General features: G+C 35.8%; 17 protein-coding genes and 5 tRNA genes. 3 read left to right on the plus strand and 19 right to left on the minus strand.

The features are described 5' to 3' along the window. The first annotated feature begins 116 nt into the window (after positions 1–116). Together ACM9HF_RS18225 and ACM9HF_RS18230 are read left to right on the plus strand one after the other, a co-directional pair. Positions 117–1211 (plus strand): response regulator, encoded by a 1095-nt coding sequence (locus ACM9HF_RS18225; protein WP_473612738.1) that lies wholly within the window; start codon positions 117–119, stop codon positions 1209–1211. Between the two features lie 2 nt (positions 1212–1213). After that, on the plus strand, positions 1214–2179 hold the full coding sequence (locus ACM9HF_RS18230; protein WP_473612741.1) for a sensor domain-containing diguanylate cyclase: 966 nt from the start codon (positions 1214–1216) through the stop codon (positions 2177–2179). A 54-nt stretch (positions 2180–2233) separates the two neighbouring features. On the opposite strand, the gene lnt is transcribed toward ACM9HF_RS18230, so the two are convergent. The 7 genes from lnt to ACM9HF_RS18265 all read right to left on the minus strand — a co-directional run bounded on the left by lnt (position 2234) and on the right by ACM9HF_RS18265 (position 11169). Beyond that, positions 2234–3790: an apolipoprotein N-acyltransferase gene (lnt, locus tag ACM9HF_RS18235; RefSeq protein WP_473612746.1), complete on the minus strand. Its 1557-nt coding sequence runs from the start codon at positions 3788–3790 to the stop codon at positions 2234–2236. Between the two features lie 20 nt (positions 3791–3810). Further along, positions 3811–4689 (minus strand): CorC family transporter, encoded by an 879-nt coding sequence (locus tag ACM9HF_RS18240; protein ID WP_473612750.1) that lies wholly within the window; start codon positions 4687–4689, stop codon positions 3811–3813. Between the two features lie 41 nt (positions 4690–4730). Next, the gene (gene ybeY, locus ACM9HF_RS18245; RefSeq protein ID WP_473612754.1) at positions 4731–5186 is read right to left on the minus strand and encodes an rRNA maturation RNase YbeY; all 456 of its coding nucleotides are present in this window, start codon (positions 5184–5186) and stop codon (positions 4731–4733) included. Continuing rightward, a complete protein-coding gene (locus ACM9HF_RS18250; protein WP_473612757.1) occupies positions 5186–6241 on the minus strand; it encodes a PhoH family protein in 1056 nt (351 codons plus the stop codon). Before ACM9HF_RS18250 ends, ybeY begins: the two co-directional genes overlap by 1 nt. A 57-nt stretch (positions 6242–6298) precedes the next feature. Further along, on the minus strand, positions 6299–7741 hold the full coding sequence (gene miaB, locus ACM9HF_RS18255; protein ID WP_473612761.1) for a tRNA (N6-isopentenyl adenosine(37)-C2)-methylthiotransferase MiaB: 1443 nt from the start codon (positions 7739–7741) through the stop codon (positions 6299–6301). Positions 7742–7943: 202 nt separating this feature from the next. Next, positions 7944–10802, minus strand: a complete 2859-nt coding sequence (locus tag ACM9HF_RS18260; RefSeq protein WP_473612766.1) for a ligand-binding sensor domain-containing protein — start codon at positions 10800–10802, stop codon at positions 7944–7946. Then, positions 10723–11169: a hypothetical protein gene (locus ACM9HF_RS18265; RefSeq protein ID WP_473612770.1), complete on the minus strand. Its 447-nt coding sequence runs from the start codon at positions 11167–11169 to the stop codon at positions 10723–10725. The genes ACM9HF_RS18260 and ACM9HF_RS18265 overlap by 80 nt, the downstream gene beginning before the upstream one ends. A 203-nt stretch (positions 11170–11372) precedes the next feature. On the opposite strand from ACM9HF_RS18265, the gene ACM9HF_RS18270 reads away from it, so the two are divergent. Beyond that, positions 11373–12554, plus strand: a complete 1182-nt coding sequence (locus tag ACM9HF_RS18270) for an FAD-dependent monooxygenase (RefSeq protein ID WP_473612774.1) — start codon at positions 11373–11375, stop codon at positions 12552–12554. Between the two features lie 68 nt (positions 12555–12622). On the opposite strand, the gene ACM9HF_RS18275 is transcribed toward ACM9HF_RS18270, so the two are convergent. The 12 genes from ACM9HF_RS18275 to hisC all read right to left on the minus strand — a co-directional run bounded on the left by ACM9HF_RS18275 (position 12623) and on the right by hisC (position 18995). Then, positions 12623–12707: transfer RNA gene (locus ACM9HF_RS18275), tRNA-Leu, on the minus strand. A gap of 50 nt (positions 12708–12757) precedes the next feature. Then, a tRNA-Gln gene (locus tag ACM9HF_RS18280) sits at positions 12758–12832 on the minus strand. A gap of 74 nt (positions 12833–12906) precedes the next feature. Further along, a tRNA-Gln gene (locus tag ACM9HF_RS18285) sits at positions 12907–12981 on the minus strand. 38 nt (positions 12982–13019) lie between these two features. Next, a tRNA-Leu gene (locus ACM9HF_RS18290) sits at positions 13020–13104 on the minus strand. Between the two features lie 10 nt (positions 13105–13114). Beyond that, a tRNA-Met gene (locus tag ACM9HF_RS18295) sits at positions 13115–13191 on the minus strand. Positions 13192–13379: 188 nt separating this feature from the next. Further along, positions 13380–13868, minus strand: coding sequence for a GNAT family N-acetyltransferase (locus tag ACM9HF_RS18300; protein ID WP_473612778.1), 489 nt, complete (start codon positions 13866–13868; stop codon positions 13380–13382). Positions 13869–14021: 153 nt separating this feature from the next. Then, positions 14022–14642 (minus strand): bifunctional phosphoribosyl-AMP cyclohydrolase/phosphoribosyl-ATP diphosphatase HisIE, encoded by a 621-nt coding sequence (gene hisIE / locus ACM9HF_RS18305; RefSeq protein WP_473612781.1) that lies wholly within the window; start codon positions 14640–14642, stop codon positions 14022–14024. Next, positions 14636–15427, minus strand: coding sequence for an imidazole glycerol phosphate synthase subunit HisF (gene hisF / locus ACM9HF_RS18310; protein ID WP_473612784.1), 792 nt, complete (start codon positions 15425–15427; stop codon positions 14636–14638). Before hisF ends, hisIE begins: the two co-directional genes overlap by 7 nt. Next, positions 15409–16146: a 1-(5-phosphoribosyl)-5-[(5-phosphoribosylamino)methylideneamino]imidazole-4-carboxamide isomerase gene (hisA, locus tag ACM9HF_RS18315; RefSeq protein WP_473612788.1), complete on the minus strand. Its 738-nt coding sequence runs from the start codon at positions 16144–16146 to the stop codon at positions 15409–15411. The genes hisF and hisA overlap by 19 nt, the downstream gene beginning before the upstream one ends. 3 nt (positions 16147–16149) lie before the next feature. Next, entirely contained in the window at positions 16150–16776 is a 627-nt protein-coding gene (hisH, locus tag ACM9HF_RS18320; RefSeq protein WP_473612793.1) for an imidazole glycerol phosphate synthase subunit HisH, read from the minus strand. After that, positions 16776–17846: a bifunctional histidinol-phosphatase/imidazoleglycerol-phosphate dehydratase HisB gene (gene hisB / locus ACM9HF_RS18325; RefSeq protein WP_473612795.1), complete on the minus strand. Its 1071-nt coding sequence runs from the start codon at positions 17844–17846 to the stop codon at positions 16776–16778. Before hisB ends, hisH begins: the two co-directional genes overlap by 1 nt. Before the next feature lie 24 nt (positions 17847–17870). Further along, entirely contained in the window at positions 17871–18995 is a 1125-nt protein-coding gene (gene hisC, locus ACM9HF_RS18330; protein WP_473612799.1) for a histidinol-phosphate transaminase, read from the minus strand.

The following is an 18995-nucleotide window of genomic DNA, read 5'->3' on the forward strand; positions in this document are numbered from 1 at the left end:
TATCTGCAGTCTTCGTTATTATTATCTATTGTTAACAAGTAACCTTGTTATTAGTAATATTGTTTTTTATATTCTTCTTTTTATCAGTTTTGAGTCAATTAGGGAAATAAGCGTGTATGTCAACTCCGTTATTAATTTGTGATGATTCAAATATGGCGCGTAAACAAGTAGCGCGTTCTTTGCCAGACGGCTGGGATGTCGATATAAGTTTTGCAACCAATGGATTTGAAGGTATTGAAGCCATTAAAGCAGGAAAAGGTGATGTTCTTCTTTTAGATTTAAACATGCCAGGAATGGATGGATACGAAGTTCTTCAAGCTATTGTTGAACAAGATCTCCCTACACTTGTTATCGTTATTTCGGGAGATATTCAGCCAGAAGCGCATCAAAGAGTTACTAGTTTAGGTGCTTTAGACTTTATTCAAAAACCAGTAAGTAAAGAAAAACTCACTGAAATCCTTTCTGCTTATGGTGTTTATACTGCTTCAGCTGAGTCAGTAGACACACAAGATCCACTTGTTATTGCAGAAGAATCAACATCTAAAATTAATTTACCACCGGTAACTACAGCTAAGATTGAAGATACCCCTACAGTTAACAAGCCTGAAATTGATTTTTTAGAATCTGATTTAAGAGATTGCTATCAAGAAATTGCGAACGTTGCTATGGGGCGTGCAGGTGACTTATTAGCACGATTATTAGATGTATTTGTTGTTTTGCCTATTCCTAATGTTAATTTGATTGAAGTCAGCGAATTGAGTATGGCTTTATCAGCAGTTGAAGTGAATGAAAGTACTTCAGGTATTTGCCAAGGCTTCATAGGTGCAGGTGTGTCAGGAGAAGCCCTATTAATACTTAATGACTCCAGTTTTAAAGATATTGCTACCTTGATGAACTATCAGCAAATATTAGATGAAAATTCAGAGTTAGAACTACTCATGGACATGGCAAATGTTTTAATTGGTGCTTGTTTAAGTGGTGTTTCAGAGCAACTTGATATGAACTTTAGTCAAGGGCACCCTGTTGTTCTAGGGCAGCACAGAAAAATTTCTGAACTTATCGCAACTAACTCAACTCGCTGGAGGCGAACCCTAGCAATTGAAATAAGCTATAGCATTGAAAATTACCCGATAAAATGTGACTTGTTATTATTATTCACAGAAGAATCGATGAAAACACTTAACAATAAAATTTCTTACTTATTGGATTAACTATGTCGCATGAAACTGAAGAAATGAATGAATTACATTGGCTGATGGAAATGCTCCACACTATTGATGTGGGTTTAGTTGTTCTTGATCGCCAATATAAAATTCAAATATGGAATGGTTTTATGGAAAACCATAGTGGTTTGTTACCACGAGAAGTAAAAGGCAAAGAGATTTTTTCTTTATTCGATGAAATTCCCCAAGATTGGTTTAAACGTAAAGCTGAATCTGTTTTTTTACTTAAAAACAAAGCGTTTACCATTTGGGAACAAAGGCCTTATTTGTTTAAGTTTCAAAATTATCGTCCAATTACAGGTTCTGCAGAATATATGTATCAGAATACGACGTTTATTCCTTTGATGTCGTCTACGGGTTTGGTAACCCATTTATGTTTACTTATTTATGATGTAACTGATAACGCAATAAATAAAAATGACCTTGAAAGAGTTAATACTGAACTAGCTGTTTTAAGCCAAACAGACGGTTTAACAAAGCTGTTTAATAGAAGTCACTGGGAAAGTTGTTTGAATGCTGAATTTAAACGCTGGTGTCGAAGTAGAAGTGCAAGCAGTTTAGTTATATTAGATATAGATCACTTTAAGCATGTAAATGACACATACGGCCATACTGTTGGGGATGATGTTATCCGCCATTTATCTGGATTAATTAGACAACACGTACGCGAAACTGATATTTCAGGGCGCTATGGTGGTGAAGAATTTGTTATTTTGTTGGCCGATACTCCTTTAGAAAACGCTCAAATATTTGCTGAAAGATTACGTAAGGAAGTTGCTCAGTCTATTGTTAAGCATAATGATATTGATCTCTCTTATACTATAAGTTTAGGGATTGCTGAAGTGGAGCCTAGTATTAAAACTTATGAAGCATGGATTGAACATGCTGATGAAGCCTTATATCGTTCAAAAGAAAGTGGCCGAAACAAAGTGAGTTTACACCCTAAAAGCTCGTAAATTTATTGAGTAAATGATGAAAAAAGCTTTATATTTAGTAAATATAAAGCTTTTTTATTTTGTTTTACGTTGAAATAACAACGCGTTAAATAGATAAGTTAGTAAGGTAAGTAATGGAATTAACCACTGAATGAACTGCCCCCACTTAGCATAAGGTGTTGTTCCCTTGACTAAGTTGATTTCTGCTCTGAGTACACTTTCAGTAAATTGTGGAACAGTGCCTATGATACTACCTGTATGATCTATTGCGGCTGTTACACCATTGTTAGTCGAGCGAAGCAAGGGACGTCCAAACTCTGCGGCTCGCATTCTTGCAATGTCTAAATGCTGGTGAGGACCATGGGAGTTACCGAACCAAGAGTCATTACTAACCGTTAATAATAGATCGGTTGTTGGTTGGAAATTTGCTCTTAATTGCGCCGGAAAAGCTATTTCAAAGCATATAAGTGGTAATATGTTAATGTCTTTGGCAACAAGGTTTGGCTGTTTATATTCACCAGAAGAAAAGGACGACTGCGGTAAATTAAATAATGGAGCAATAGGTCTTAACCATTCTTGAAAAGGAACAAATTCACCTATAGGTAATAAATGATATTTTGAATACCTATTTGTGTGATCGTATTCGTAGCTTCCTTCACTATCACTTTCGTGTTTTTTACCCAAGGTGATTAAACTATTAAAGTATTCTCTTGCTTCATAGTTATAATTTAATATTCCGGTTATTATTGCGCTGTTTTGTAAGGCCGAAGATTTATTTACTAGTGTTAAAAAGTCTTGGGCCCTAGGTTCAAGTGCTGTAATTGCTGACTCAGGCCAAATAATGATATCAGCATCATAATTTACACGTGTTAAATCTAAATATTTCAGCATGGTAGGCCATTCTTGCTCAGGAGCCCATTTTATTTCTTGTTTTATATTGCCTTGTACTAATGCAACTTTTATAGATTTACCGGTTGGAGTCACCCAAGTTGTCTGGCTAAAATAGCCTGCTGCGATGGCGGTAGATAAAAGTATACTAACTGATATGTATCTATTTTTACGCTTAACAAATTGAAGGATTGAAACACAAGTAAGTAAGACTATTGAAGTGACACCAACCTCACCAAAAACAGGTATCAAGGAAGCTAAAGGGCTATCTATTTGCGTATAACCTAAAGATAACCATGGAAACCCCGTTAATAATACACCACGTAGGTATTCAGTCATTAACCAAAATGCAGAAAATAGCCATACATTAAATTGTTTATTAGTTGAAAGTTTGGCAGCTAAATAACTTGCTAATGCGGGGAATACCGCTAAGTAAAGAGAGAGAAGAACCATCAATAAAATAGATACAGCAAGTGGTAATCCGCCAAATTGATCTATAGCAACATGGACCCAACTTATACCGCTGGCGAACCAACCAAAACCAAAAATAAAACCCTGTTTAGTTGCTTCTTTAGGCGTATTATTGTTGATTAGAGTAAGCCAAAGCACAATCGTAATAAATGGAAGCCACCATAAGGAAAATGGTGCATAAGCGAAAACTAAACTAAGCCCAGCAATAAAGCTAAGCCAGTTTTTAGGCGCGCTAAAAAATACTTTGAGAGATTTGATTAACGTTGAAAACATGAATATCCAAATGAGTAATGCTAATCAACGTTTTTACCGTTAACTTCGTGGTCTTTAGGAACGGTAACTTGTATTGTTTGAATTCGGCGGTTATTGGCAGCAGTAATTTTAAACTCAAATTCATTAATGCTAACAATTTCACCTTTTTTAGGCATATGCCCAAACTGATGGAGTATAATACCGCTAATTGTATCGGCGTTTTCTTCATTGAAACTGGTGTTAAAGTATTCGTTAAAATCGGCTAATTCAGTCAGGGCTTTAACTTGATACACTTGGCCTGCAAGGTACTTAATATCTTCTTCGATTGCATCGTCAGTTTCATCTTCAATTTCACCAACGATAAGCTCTAAAATATCTTCAATAGTAACAACACCTGAAACGCCACCATACTCATCTACAACAACAGCCATATGATAACGCTGCGATCTAAATTCTTTTAATAGGGGTTCAACTTTTTTACTTTCAGGTACCATAATCGAAGGTCTGATAACCTTTGCTATAGTACATTCTTCATCTTGTTGCTGGAAAGCGTAGGCAAGGAGGTCTTTAGCTAAAAGTATCCCTTCAATTTTATCTATATCTTCATTAATAACGGGGAATCGAGAGTGTCCAGATTCAACAATTTTAGGAAGTGACTTTTCAAGAGGGTCATTAATATCGAGGGTAACCATTTGTGATCTTGGTATCATGATATCTCTTACTCGCATATCAGATACTTCTAAAACACCTTTGATCATTAATTTTGTTTCTGGTCGTATTAGTTCTCGATCTTCAGCATCGTTTAAGACATCAACTAACTCATCTTTACTTTTCGGTTCTCCTGTAAATACTTGTGTAACTTTCGTCCAAAGTGATTTGTTTGAAGAACCGCTGCTAGAGTGTGGGTTATCATCGCCCATGGGGTATTATATTTCCTATAATTAATGTTTAAATATGAAATCTATACTTCTTGGTAAGGGTTGTCTATACCAAGGATTGATAATAGTCTTATTTCTATTGATTCCATCTCAATAGCTTCATCTTCTTTTATATGGTCATATCCAAGTAAATGCAAGCATCCATGGATAACTAAATGAGCCCAATGATCTTCACTCTTTTTGTTTTGCTCTTGTGCTTCTTGAATAACCACGTCAGCACATATAATAAGGTCACCTAATAGGTTAATATCAATACCTTCAGGTACTTCAAAGGGAAAAGATAAAACATTCGTTGGCTTGTCTTTTTGACGATATTGATGATTAAGTTGTTGGCTTTCTTTTGTTTCAACGAGTCGAATGGTTAATTCAGGATCGTTTTCAATAGTGGATAATGCTGTTTCAGCCCACAATTGTAACTGTTCTACTGATGGTAAGGTTTTATTTTCACAAGCAATTTGAACATCTAATTGTACTGCCATTACTCTTGAGCCTTCGCTTTATTTTCTATTGCGGCAGCACTTTGCTCTGCTTTAATACGATTTGTTTTCTTTTCGTGTGTTTCATAGGCTTCAATTATCCTTGCAACCACAGGATGACGAACAACATCTTTTGATTCGAAAAAGTTAAAGCTAACGCCTGGAATATCTTCAAGCACTTCTATTGCATGGCGTAAACCAGATTTTTGTCCACGAGGTAAGTCTACTTGAGTAATGTCTCCGGTAATTACTGCTCTTGCATTAAAGCCTATACGCGTTAAAAACATTTTCATTTGTTCAACGGTCGTGTTTTGACTTTCATCTAAAATAATAAAGGCATCGTTTAAGGTACGGCCTCTCATATATGCAAGTGGGGCTACTTCAATTACATTACGTTCAATCAGTTTTTCTACCTTTTCAAAACCCAGCATTTCAAATAATGCATCGTAAAGAGGGCGTAGGTAAGGGTCAACTTTTTGTGAGAGATCACCGGGTAAAAAACCGAGTTTCTCACCAGCTTCTACTGCTGGGCGTGTTAATAAAATACGTCTAACTTCCTGCCTTTCTAATGCTTCAACCGCGCAAGCCACGGCTAAATAAGTTTTACCTGTACCGGCAACACCCACACCAAAGCTAATGTCGTTAGTTATTACGTTGTGTACATAACTTTGTTGATTTTCATTTCGTGGTTTAATAACACCACGTTTTGTTTTAATTGTAATTAACTTATCAAAATTTACATCAAGATTACTTTTACTTGGTTCTTGTTCTAAAACATTTGCGCTAATAATAGCGAGATGAACCATTTCATCGGTAATATTTTGATGCTGATTTTTAACGGTACTGGTTTCTACATATAAGTCTTTTAATATTTTACTAACGGCTAAACAATTGTTTTCTTTACCCACAATTTTAATTTGATTACCACGATAACTTATTTCAACGCCTAAACGTTTTTCAATTGTTTTTAAGTTATCGTCCATTGGGCCATATAAAGAGGCTTGTCGTGAATTATCTTCAGGTTCTAATGTTAATATGTGGTTGCTGTTTTTACTCAAAGTAACTATCCAAAAGAGTCATATTTGTTATTTTAATAACTTATGACGTTTATTAAATTAAGGGGTGAAAGTACTTACACCGATTTCGTTTGCGCCATGTTTTGCTTGTTGGTGGTGATTGTTTGCAAGAATGTCGGCAGGAGAATGTGAAACACGTAATCCCATATCTTTCTCTTCTCTTATTAATTCACCACGCAGAGAGTTAGAATAAACATCGGTAACTTTTACATCAACAAATTGGCCAATAACATGATGAGGCGCTTCAAAATTTACAATTCTGTTGTTTTCTGTACGGCCACGAAGTTCCATTGGGTTTTTCTTAGAAGGGCCTTCAACTAAAATACGTTGTTCTGTACCTAACATTTGACGTGCAATACGTAATGCTTGATTACTAATAGTGTCTTGTAATATTTGTAAACGGTCTTTTTTAGTTTGGTCTGAAACATCATCAGGTAAGTCTGCTGCTGGTGTTCCTGGACGAGCACTATAAATAAAGCTAAAACTTAAATCAAAATCAATGTCTGTGATCAGTTTCATTGTTGCTTTAAAGTCATCGTCAGTTTCGCCGGGGAAGCCAATAATAAAGTCTGAAGACATACAAATATCTGGACGCGCTTTTTTTAATTTACGTATTTGAGACTTATATTCTAATGCAGTATGTCCACGCTTCATTTGTACCAAAATTCGGTCGCTACCGCTTTGTACTGGTAAATGTAGATGGCTAACTAGTTCAGGAACGTCTTTATAAACTTCAATAATGTCATCTGTAAATTCTATAGGGTGAGAGGTGGTATAACGAATTCTATCAATACCATCAATCGTAGCGATTAAGCGTAATAGTTCAGAAAAACGACAAATGCTACCGTCATGAGATTCACCTCGGTAACCATTTACGTTTTGGCCTAATAAATTAACTTCACGTACGCCTTGCTCTGCGAGTTGGGCAACTTCGTATAATACATCGTCAAGCGGACGACTTACTTCTTCGCCACGCGTATAAGGAACTACACAGAAAGTACAATATTTACTACAACCTTCCATTACAGAAACAAAGGCGGTAGGTCCATCAGCTTTAGGTTCTGGTAAGCGGTCAAATTTTTCAATTTCAGGGAAGCTTACATCAACAACAGGACTTCTATCACCCGTAACTTGTTGTATCATTTCTGGCAATCTATGCAAAGTTTGAGGGCCAAAAACCATATCAACATAAGGCGCTCTTTGACGAATGGCATCACCTTCTTGTGATGCTACACAGCCACCAACACCAATAACTAGATCGGGGTTGGTTATTTTTAGATTTTTCCAACGGCCGAGTTGATGAAATACTTTTTCTTGAGCTTTTTCACGTATCGAACAAGTATTTAATAAAATAACATCAGCATCTTCAGCTTCGTCTGCTAACTCATAGCCATGAGTTGAATCTAGAAGTTCAGCCATTTTCTGCGAGTCGTACTCGTTCATTTGGCAGCCCCATGTTTTTATGTAAAGCTTTTTACTCATTAATACTTGCCTAATAATTCAATAGTGATTTTAAAAAAGGAGTCGTATTTTACTCTTTCTTTAGAAGAGACGCCAGTTTAGTTGACGCAGGTAAGTAAATTATAATGTTTCAATTAATGAATTAACGTATTTAATACAAGAAAAAATAGGTCACTTTTAACTAACTAGTTGTTATAGCTATTAAATAGTATTGTTAAGAATATTAAGAAATATCCATTAGTGGGATGCTAATGATGAGTTGGCTGCCTGAATTTTCTTTATCGAAAACGTTGAATGAAGCGTTGTATTTACTTGCTATTTGTCGAATGTAATACATTGATATATCAAAATTTATTTTATTTTTAAATTTTGAAAAGCCATTTTCATCATTTGAAATAGTTAGCCATATTTTTTGTTTAAATTCTTGTATCGTTATCTCGAAGTTGCTTCCATTTCCATTCATTATTGTTGAAACAATAGTCTCGTATATTATTTTATACATATCAGCCTGCATTTCATGGCTAAGTCTAGATTCAGAAATATCAATCTGTAAATTAATATTTGAATGATACTTTTCGTGTATATAGTTTACAAAATAAGGTAGAGCAACTTCTAGTGATTTACCTCTAATAGTATTAGGTTCAACATCTTGGTCGTTTTCAGATAAAGATTCGATACATTTGTTCACTATTTGTGATATTTGATGTAAACGCGCGGGAGTAAAACTTTCAAAATCATTAGATAATAGTTCTTTCGCTTGCTTAAGGTTTCTTTCAACATTAAAGGATATTTTACCATGCATTCTTATATCGTTAGAAAGAATGGAATGAATATGGCGAATGGATCTAAACCTAAGATATAATAACCAAGCAGCTACAATCAGAATAAGGCATATGATAAATAGATAAAGGTTCTTGATTTTGGGCGTTAAATACCAAGGATAAGCCACATTGATTTCTGCAAATGCTTGAATATCACTCCATTGACCTAAACTATTTGTGCCTTTTATCGTTAATTTGTAAGTACCTGATTGTAAACCTGTTAGTGTTAATTGATTACCGTATATGCTGTTCCAATCGCTATTGTTAATTTGATATTGGAATTCTTTAGGCTTACCTGAACGAAAATCTAAACTCGCTAAATTAAAAGATATAACATCGTTTTCGGAGTTAACGTTAATATTCTTATTCATTAAGAATTTTTGCCCAGAAACAGTAATTTCACTAATAGATATCAGCGAGTTATATTTCTTTATCTGTGTTAATGGTACTTCAAGCATGCCTCCATAATGAGGAATATAGACATTGTCGTTATGTTTTATTGGACTATCAGTAAAGGTGTACTGTTCAGTATTTGGAACCAGCGCAATGGTGTTATCTTTTGTATTTATACGGTATAAACCTTGCTGAGCCGGAGCCCAAATTTCATCATGTATTACCGATATCATAGAAAAATCAATACCTATACCTATTCGAGATAAAACATCGCCGTGAAAATTTAATACAAACAAACCATCACCTTTTGTTGCGGCGTACACTTTGTTATTGAATACAGCAAATGATATGACCTTGCTCTTACCAGGTAAGTTAATATGCTGAGTCACCTTTGTATAACGATTATATATATCTATACCTTTTGATGTTGCTAACCATATTTTATGATTATCAAGGGTCATTATATCTATAATTTCTGAACTGCTTATTCCATTATCTACATCTATATGGTCAATAATATGTTTCGTTAATAAATTGTATATATAGAAACCGTTATAATTAGTTGCTATATAAAGTAAATTTTGATTTTTAGTGAGTTTGAGTAAAAGTTTATTATTGTGTATAAAATCAACTTTTTTGACTTCTTTATCTAAAAAGTTATATACCCATAACCCATCAAAAGTTGCTATGTATAGATCATTGTCAATAGGTAATAAATCCATTGTTTTTTTAGCTAATGTGGTTAGAAATGGATTTATTTCTGATGATAATGTTGTTCGGTTATTGTTAAAAACATGAATGCCGTCGCCGTAACTGCCGACAAGGATATTGTTTTTGAATAAGGCTGTTTCATTAGCATTAGTGGCAACATTGTAGATTTTTGGATGATTTTTTATGGGAGATGGCGATATGTTTTTTATACCTTTATTACTGCTGATCCATAAAGTATTAGATGAGTCTAGCATCATATCTTTTGCGATCAAGGGTTCAATATCAGGATAATTATGCTCAATTTTAGTTAAGTTTTTAGCTAACAGCTTTACAATGTTGCCAGCTTTATTAAGTAGGAGAAAATTACCATCGTTAGACTGAGTACTTAGTATTAACTCTTCAGTATTAGGTATTGTCGGGCGATTACCATTATCATCAATGAAGATAATGTTCTTTTGAGTGATAACTAAAATGCCGTTATCGTTGGTGCTTATATGGTAAATATTTTCATTAATTAGGGGGGTAAAAGTGTTGTTTTTGTATTTAAACAACCCGCCTCGACCTGCTGCATATAAATTTTTGTTCGTTTTCTTGAAAAAAGAAATATCTACGCTTTCTGCAATAAGGGTCGTTGATTTAGTTGATGGAGTATATTGGTAAATATTTTTTGGAATATTTAAATAATATTTTCCTTTAAAAACAATAGCATTGTAGATGGTTTTTGAAGGAAGATTGATTTCTATTTGAGATGTTTTTCTTGTTAGAGGGTTAAACTTCCATAATTGCTGAGATTCAGTAGAAACAATAAAATCATCGCCTTCGAGGGCTATATCATGTATCCAAGTAAAGGGGATATTCCATTGGGCACTTTGGCTTGAAAAACTAATAATATTAACACCATCAAAACGAGAGAGTCCTGTTTGCCCCCCAAACCAAATATAACCATGATTGTCTTGAACTATATTTTGAGGTTTTACATAAGACGATAGAGGAGTTGCGGGTGAAGCTGATATATTTGTGGAAGTAAATGTTAGGAATATAAGCGGCAATAATACATGCCACTTAGTTACAGATGATTTATAAGATATTTTTTGCTGAGCTAGATATGTGATCTTTCCTACCACAAACCACAAAAACTTTAGGTACCATATTTTCATCAATAGGCTTTTGCACCAACATATAGGTGGGTTTTCTTGGATCTGAAGGACGTTCTTTATTCGCCCATGCATGGCGTATTTTATCGGCATGTTCTTTGCCATATTTTGTTTCAAATCCTGTGGCGAGTATATCTACGCCAAAGTCATCCATAATAATCATCGTGTTGTTATGGTAGCCACTTGTCGAATCAAAATCTATATCTACCGTTAATATTTTATTATTGGGTAGTACTAAATCAGCACGTAAGTGAGCAATTACCGCTCGATCTTGGTGAGCTTTTAAGTTTGAATAATTAGGTTTTTCTCTTAAATCGAAGGTTAAGTTAATGTCTTCAGCTATTTTTAATTTCTCTTCTAAATGACTCATTATTATTCCTTGTAAAAGTAATTTAAATTGTTTTTATTGTAGCAACTACTTCATGCCACTCATGAGTATAGGAAAGATATCTTTATATGTTTCAGTCTTTTCATATTTTAATTGCCCTGAATATGCAGTTGTTATTTAAATATCGTATAAGCTGCAAAGGTTCGTTAAAATAAAACCATATGAAGGACGAAAGATAGTTATAGATGAAAAACTTTGATTGTGTAGTTGTAGGTGGTGGAATGGTAGGCGCAGCAAGTGCTTTAACTCTGGCAAATCTGGGGTTAAAAGTTGCTATAGTTGAAGTTAAACCTTGCGAGTTATTCGATCCTCAATCAGCTTTTGATTTAAGGGTGTCAGCAATTTCTGTTGCCACTCAACAATTACTTGAGCAACTCGATGTTTGGGATTCGTTATCGAAAAAAAGGATGTGTCCGTATTCTCGTTTGGGGGTTTGGGAAAGTCAGTTATCTTATACTGAGTTTGATTCACAAACGATTAAACAACCTATTTTAGGGCATATTGTTGAAAACCGGTTGATTCAGCTTTCTTTATGGGAAGCTATAGAAAGCAATAATCATATAACCGCTTTTTGTCCTAATACACTGCTATCGTTTGAGCAATACGAGAATGAAGTGGTTATTGAGCTTGAAAGTCATACAATATCGTCAAAATTACTTATTGCTGCTGATGGCGCTAATAGTAAGGTTCGAACCTTAGCTAATATTGGTGTTACAGGTTGGGATTACGGCCAATCAGCCATGCTTATTAACGTAGAAACAGAATTAATCCAACAAAATATAACGTGGCAACAGTTTTACGAAACTGGGCCTGTTGCTATGCTTCCGCTTAGCGGTATAAGTGAACTCGGTGGATACGCGTCTTTAGTTTGGTATCATCAAAAAAATGAAATTAAGCGCTTGTCTGCTTTGAGTGATCAGCAACTTGAATTAGAAGTAATGAAGCATTTTCCACAACGATTAGGGAAAATTAAAGTGCTTAATAAAGGAGCGTTTCCATTAACTCGCAAACATGCAAATACTTATCAAAAAAATAGAGTGGTATTACTCGGGGATGCGGCCCATACCATTAATCCTATGGCTGGGCAGGGAGTTAATATAGGCTTTAAAGACGTAAAAGCACTTCAACATGTTATTGCAACAGCGATAGGCAATGGAGAAGTTTGGTCTGATGTAAGTGTAATAGCCCGATATGAAAAGCAAAGAAGAAAAGATAATTTACTTATGATGACAGCTATGGATACTTTATATGCGTCGTTTAGCCATCCTTCAATTATTACTAAGGTCGTCCGAAACCTAGGATTAATAGTAGCAAATAAATCAGGTGTGATTAAAAAGAAAGCGCTAGCGTACGCATGTGGATTATAATTTTTAAGTTTAATAAATATTAAAATTAAGGAAAGGTGTAATAAGATAAGTGTGAATATAATATGAAATGGTACGGGGTGAGAGACTTGAACTCTCACATCTTGCGATACTGGAACCTAAATCCAGCGCGTCTACCAATTCCGCCAACCCCGCGCATAATATAATCTTTTTGGAAATATTAAATTATTCTAGAACTTGAGAAGTGGCAGGGGTAAGAGGATTTGAACCTCTGAATGACGGGATCAAAACCCGCTGCCTTACCGCTTGGCTATACCCCTGCAGAAAAACTCAAATGTAAATTACAATACAACTTTTCTATATGATGGATTTTATAAAGAATCTTCAAAGAAAGTGGCAGGGGTAAGAGGATTTGAACCTCTGAATGACGGGATCAAAACCCGCTGCCTTACCGCTTGGCTATACCCCTGCAATGTAACTTACTTTGCAGCTAACGCTGCTTTGAAATGGTACGGGGTGAGAGACTTGAACTCTCACATCTTGCGATACTGGAACCTAAATCCAGCGCGTCTACCAATTCCGCCAACCCCGCATTTCAAAAATGGTGGCTACACCGGGACTCGAACCTGGGACCCCATCATTATGAGTGATGTGCTCTAACCAACTGAGCTATGTAGCCTAACCAACCTGCCTGAGCAAGTGGCGCGTATTATGCAAATCTCGCTGACCTACGTCAACCGTTTTTTTATAAAAAAAGAGACTTTTTGACTGTTTGAACAAACAGTGTTCGATTTGTCGTTAAACTGCGCACTCTATCTATATATAAATAAGCTATTTTTAAATTTAATGTTTGAAAAACAAACTAACTCATAATGAGGCTCTTAGCATAGCAATATGAGGGATATTGTCTTCTAAATAGATATCTGAAATACGATTAAAGCCATAAGTTTGATAATAGCTTTCTAAATGCGCCTGAGCTGATATTTTTATACTTTCTTCGGGGAAATATCTTTCACACGCCTCTAGTGCTTTTTTCATTAATAGATGGCCTAGCTTTTGCCCTCGGTATTCGGGGGCAATAACAACTCTACCAATACTTGTATAATCAGTATAAGTTGTGCCTTTAGGTAAAATACGTAAATAAGCGGCTATTACATTGTTGTTATTTTTAATTTCATTAAGAGAATAGGAAAAAAGATGGATAGTGTCTGAGTGCCTATCATGTTCATCAAGATCAGGGTAATAACAGGCTTGTTCAACAACAAAAACATCGATACGTAGTTTTAAAATGTCGTACAACTCATCTGTTGTCAGCGATGAGAATGGTTTTGTGAACCATAATAATTGTTGTGGCATAATTTGTAACCTGAGCTTATTAATATTTAATCGTTATGCTTTTAATCATAATTTGCGCAATGTATTAAATAAAGCATTAAGCTAACGTAATTAAACAGCGCAATAAAAAAAGGCACTAAAAAGTGCCTCTCGTTAAATAATAAATAGGTTAGATTATTTATTATGTCTTTTTTGTAATACTTCCATTACTTCAGAAAGCTCTACATTTTGATCTTTTAACAGTACAAGCGTGTGATAAAACAAGTCAGCGCATTCACCTAAAAACTCTTCTTTAGTTTCAGCAAGAGCGGCTATTACTACTTCAACACCTTCTTCCCCCACTTTTTGAGCAACTTTATTTGTACCGCGAGATAATAATTTTGCTGTGTAGCTTTCTTCAATAGGATCGTTAGCACGTTTATCAACAAAGCGTTCTAAGTGGCTTAAAAAGTTTTGTTGGCTAAGTTTCTCTTCAGGGAAACATGACGTTGTATTTAAATGACAAGTAGGGCCATTAGGATTTGCAGCAATGAGTAAACAGTCTTTGTCACAGTCAGCTAATACTTGTTTAACATCTAATGTATTATTCGAACTTTCGCCTTTCATCCATAAGCGTTGTTTAGAACGACTAAAGAAAGTGGCTTTACCTGATTTTAACGTTGCCTCTAAGGCTTCTTGATTCATAAAACCTTGCATTAATACAGCGCCAGTTGCAGCATCTTGAATAATTGCAGGTAATAGGTTGTCCATTTTATCCCAAGCAAGTTCTTGGCTATTTTCTAAAGTAACTAACATGTTTTTTCCTCACAAAGTCGGATCTCAACTTTATTCTGTTTGAGCATCTCTTTTAATTCAGAGATAGGGATGATGCCTTTATGGAAAACACTGGCAGCTAGCGCACCATCAACATCAGCTTGTTGAAATACATCGCTAAAATGCACCATTTCACCAGCACCGCCAGAAGCGATTAAAGGTACATTACAAACAGCGCGTGCTTGCTCAAGTTGTTTTATGTCGTAACCTTTACGCACACCATCTTGGTTCATGCAGTTTAAAACAATTTCACCAGCACCTAGTTCTTGAACTTTTTTGATCCATTCAAACGTAGTCCATGAGGTTTTTTGTGTACGTGATTCATCACCGGTAAATTGATAAACCTGATACTCACCAGTTTCTTCATTAAAGAAGCTGTCTATACCTACTACAACACACTGTTGACCAAACTGATCAGCAAGACGTGAAATTAAGGTTGGGTCCATTAAAGCCGGAGAGTTAATACTAATTTTATCAGCACCCATTTTTAATATTTGTTGTGCGTCAGCTTCAGTTTTAATACCGCCAGCGACACAAAAAGGAATATCAATAACTTGTGCTATACGGGTAACCCAGCTTTTATCGACAACACGACCGTCGGCGCTTGCGGTAATATCGTAAAATACGAGTTCGTCAGCACCTGCTTTTGCGTATTGTTCAGCTAGGGGAACAATATCACCGATAATTTCATGGTTACGGAATTTAACGCCTTTAACTACTTTACCGTCTTTAACATCAAGACAAGGGATTATACGTTTGGCCAGCATGCGATAGCTTCCTCTAAAGTAAACTTACCTTCAAGTAATGAACGACCTAAAATTACGCCGCTAACGCCTGTTGGAATTAAAGCTTTAATATCGTCTAATGAACCAATGCCACCTGATGCTTGCCAATCAAGTTCAGGATACTGTGCACATAATTCAGTGTACATAGTAACGTTTGAACCCGATAGCGTACCGTCTTTACTTATGTCAGTACAAAGTACGTGTTTTAAACCGGCATCTTGATAGTGTTCTAATAACTCTTCTAAGTTAACGCCACTGTCTTTTATCCAGCCGTGAGTAGGTAAGGTTTTATTACCGTTTTCATCAATTTTAACATCAAGTGCTAAAACGATTTTTTCGCCGCCAAATTCCTGTATCCATTGTGCAACTAGTTCAGGTTGTTTAATGGCTAACGAACCGATAACTACGCGGTCAGCGCCTACCGTTAAAAGTTGTTCAACATCTTCTTTAGAACGAACACCGCCACCCACTTGAATGGTCATTTTTTCGTGATTGACTAATGTTTTAAGTAGCGTTAGCTGGCGTTTAGTTGAGTCTTTAGCGCCGTCTAAGTCAACAAAGTGCATTACGGTTGCACCTGCTTGTGAGTATAAATCTTGACGTTCTTTTGCTGTATAGTCGTAATTTGTTTTTTGTTCGTAATCGCCTTGATAAAGTCGAACTACTTGACCATCGATAAGGTCTATTGCTGGGATCATCATGGCTTACATCTCCAAAAAGTTTTTAATAATTTTACTACCGGCATTACCTGAACGTTCAGGGTGAAATTGACAGCCAATAAAGTTGTCTTTAGCAATAGCGGCTGAAAACTCAGTGCCGTATTGGCAAGTAGCCGCAGTAAATTCACCTACAGGTACAGCAAAACTATGTACAAAGTAAAAGTATTCGCCCGTGTTAATACCTTGAAAAACAGGGTGCTCGATTACCGAAGTTAAGGTATTCCAACCCATATGCGGTAAGCGTAAGCCATTAGCTGCAAGTGGTTTTACTTGTGTGGGTATTAGGTTTAAGCAATCAATTATTTCTAACTCGCCAGAAAAATCTCCTTCATGAGAGCTTTCTGTCATTAATTGCATACCTAAACAAAAGCCTAAAACAGGTTGAGTTAAGTTTTGAATCGTAGGGGCTAGATTTTTTTTATGGATGTTAGCCATCGCATGTTTAGCATTACCAACACCGGGTAAAATCACTTTATCAGCAGATTTTATAATTTCAACATCATCTGTAATGAGCGCTTTTAAACCTATGCGCTCAACAGCAAATTGTACTGAAGATAAGTTGGCACAACCGGTATCAACAATAACGTTTAGTTTTGAATTACTGCTCGACATTACAATGAACCTTTTGAGCTAGGTAAAACATCGCCTTTTACTTCAATTGCTTGACGTAATGCGCGGCCAAATACTTTAAATAAACTTTCTACTTGATGATGACTGTTACCGTCACTTGTTGATAAATGTAACGTAACAGCCATAGCTTGCGATAACGAATGGAAGAAGTGATGTACCATTTGTGTAGACATACCACCTACCATTTCGGTGCTAAAGTTTGCGTTAAACTCTAACCAAGGGCGACCTGAAATATCTAAGCTACATTCTGCACGGCATTCGTCCATAGGTAATACAAAACCAAAACGGCCAATACCGCGTTTATCGCCTAGCGCTTCTTTTAAAGCTTGGCCTAAAGCAAGGCCAGTATCTTCAACGCTGTGATGATCATCAATATGGTAATCACCATCTACTTTAACAATCATTGAAAATCCCGCATGGGTAGATATTTGATCTAACATGTGGTCAAAAAAGCCAAGGCCTGTATTAATTTCTGAAGCGCCTACTTTATCTAAGTTTATTTCAATATTAATGTCGGTTTCTTTAGTGGTACGAGTTACTTTAGAAGTACGTGCTTTAACAAGTAACTGCTCAGCAATGTCGTTCCAATTTAGGGTTTCAGGATTATATTGAATACCTGTAATCCCCATATTTTCAGCTAATTGAATGTCAGTAATTCTGTCACCAATAACAAAAGAGTTAGCAAAGTTAACTTTACCTTGTTGTAAGTACTCGCTTACCATACCTAGTTTAGGTTTACGGCAAGAGCAGTTGTCTGAATCAAAGTGAGGACATAATAAAACGTCATCAAAAATAACACCTTGAGAAGCGAAAATATCCATCATCTTGTTATGAGGTAAATCAAAGTCGCTTTGTGGGTAGCTGTCGGTACCTAAGCCATCTTGGTTTGATACCATTACTAAGCGATAACCTTTGCTTTGTAATTTTAGTAAAACAGGAATTACATTAGGTTCAAAAACAAGCTTTTCTAAGGTATCTACTTGTTTGTCGCTGATCGGTTCTTCAATTAAGGTGCCATCGCGATCAATAAATAATATGTTTTGCTGTGCCATTTTATTTCTCTGTAGTTTGCTTGTTTAAGATTTTAAGTTAGAAAATGCTGTTTCAATAACTTGTTTTAATGAAGCTAATTCTGACTTACTGCCAATACTAATACGTAAACAATCGGCTAGTTGCGGTTGTTTAGATTGATCTCTAATTAATATGTTTTCTGCTAAAAGTGCTTCAAAAACAAAAGCTTTATGAGGTGTTTTAAATAACACAAAGTTTGCATCCGTTGGAAAAACTTGAGTACACCATTGTTGTGCTTTTAACCAAGTAGACAATTCTTTAGCAAGCGTGTTAGTCGATTTAACACGTTCGGTCATTACCGTTAAGTTATCACCTTTTAACGCTTTACTTGCTATTTCTGCAACAGGTGCTGAAATAGGGTAAGGCGCAATCACTTTACTTAACATCGCAATAACATCACTATTTGCTAAAGTAAATCCGCAGCGTAAACCAGCTAATGCAAAAGCTTTAGATAAGGTTCTTAAAACAATTAAATTATCGTACTGAGGTAACCAGCTAGCAACCGACTTATCTGCACTAAATTCGATATAAGCTTCATCAACAACTACCATAGCGGTGTCTTTAAATAGCTCAAGTACTTCTTTAATTTGTGCGTGAGGTAATAAATTACCTGTAGGATTGCCCGGCGAACATAAAAACACAACTTTTGCATTACCCACTTGTTGCTTTAGCGCGTTAATATCTAATTCGTTGATACCTGTTTCACTTTGCAAAGGTACTCTAACAATACCTGCACCGTGATTTTCTGCACTAATGGCATACATACCATATGTTGGTGGGCAAATAAGAATGCTGTCTTCATACGCTTTACAAAACGTACGAATAATTAATTCAATACCTTCATCTGCACCACGTGTTGCAAGTATATTGCTTTTAGGCTGTTGGCTATATTCACTGTAGGCGTTTATTAATGAGTCAGGTTGAAAGTCAGGGTAACGATTTATACAGTCAGCGCTGATCTCATAATTTCCTAATCCTGCAGCTTCGTTAGCGTTTAACCATGTTTTATTGTTAAATTCACCATTACCAGCATGTAAGCGACGAGCTGACTCATAGGGGATCATGTCTACCAGTTCAGCTCTAGCGAGCTTGTTTACTATTGAGGGTACGGTTGAACTAGAATTACTCAT

Origin of the sequence: Colwellia sp. RE-S-Sl-9, assembly GCF_048296855.1 — a bacterium.
Taxonomy (GTDB): domain Bacteria; phylum Pseudomonadota; class Gammaproteobacteria; order Enterobacterales; family Alteromonadaceae; genus Pseudocolwellia.

What these genes read in the sequence shown, in the direction of transcription:
- hisH (WP_473612793.1), bottom strand. Translation starts at nt 16,776, where the DNA reads ATGTCGAGCAGTAATTCAAAACTAAACGTTATTGTTGATACCGGTTGT.
- ACM9HF_RS18260 (WP_473612766.1), bottom strand. Translation starts at nt 10,802, where the DNA reads ATGAAAATATGGTACCTAAAGTTTTTGTGGTTTGTGGTAGGAAAGATC.
- hisIE (WP_473612781.1), bottom strand. Translation starts at nt 14,642, where the DNA reads ATGTTAGTTACTTTAGAAAATAGCCAAGAACTTGCTTGGGATAAAATG.
- hisC (WP_473612799.1), bottom strand. Translation starts at nt 18,995, where the DNA reads ATGAGTAATTCTAGTTCAACCGTACCCTCAATAGTAAACAAGCTCGCT.
- ACM9HF_RS18300 (WP_473612778.1), bottom strand. Translation starts at nt 13,868, where the DNA reads ATGCCACAACAATTATTATGGTTCACAAAACCATTCTCATCGCTGACA.
- ACM9HF_RS18240 (WP_473612750.1), bottom strand. Translation starts at nt 4,689, where the DNA reads ATGGGCGATGATAACCCACACTCTAGCAGCGGTTCTTCAAACAAATCA.
- hisB (WP_473612795.1), bottom strand. Translation starts at nt 17,846, where the DNA reads ATGGCACAGCAAAACATATTATTTATTGATCGCGATGGCACCTTAATT.
- ACM9HF_RS18230 (WP_473612741.1), top strand. Translation starts at nt 1,214, where the DNA reads ATGTCGCATGAAACTGAAGAAATGAATGAATTACATTGGCTGATGGAA.
- ACM9HF_RS18270 (WP_473612774.1), top strand. Translation starts at nt 11,373, where the DNA reads ATGAAAAACTTTGATTGTGTAGTTGTAGGTGGTGGAATGGTAGGCGCA.
- ybeY (WP_473612754.1), bottom strand. Translation starts at nt 5,186, where the DNA reads ATGGCAGTACAATTAGATGTTCAAATTGCTTGTGAAAATAAAACCTTA.
- ACM9HF_RS18225 (WP_473612738.1), top strand. Translation starts at nt 117, where the DNA reads ATGTCAACTCCGTTATTAATTTGTGATGATTCAAATATGGCGCGTAAA.
- lnt (WP_473612746.1), bottom strand. Translation starts at nt 3,790, where the DNA reads ATGTTTTCAACGTTAATCAAATCTCTCAAAGTATTTTTTAGCGCGCCT.
- ACM9HF_RS18265 (WP_473612770.1), bottom strand. Translation starts at nt 11,169, where the DNA reads ATGAGTCATTTAGAAGAGAAATTAAAAATAGCTGAAGACATTAACTTA.
- hisA (WP_473612788.1), bottom strand. Translation starts at nt 16,146, where the DNA reads ATGATGATCCCAGCAATAGACCTTATCGATGGTCAAGTAGTTCGACTT.
- miaB (WP_473612761.1), bottom strand. Translation starts at nt 7,741, where the DNA reads ATGAGTAAAAAGCTTTACATAAAAACATGGGGCTGCCAAATGAACGAG.
- hisF (WP_473612784.1), bottom strand. Translation starts at nt 15,427, where the DNA reads ATGCTGGCCAAACGTATAATCCCTTGTCTTGATGTTAAAGACGGTAAA.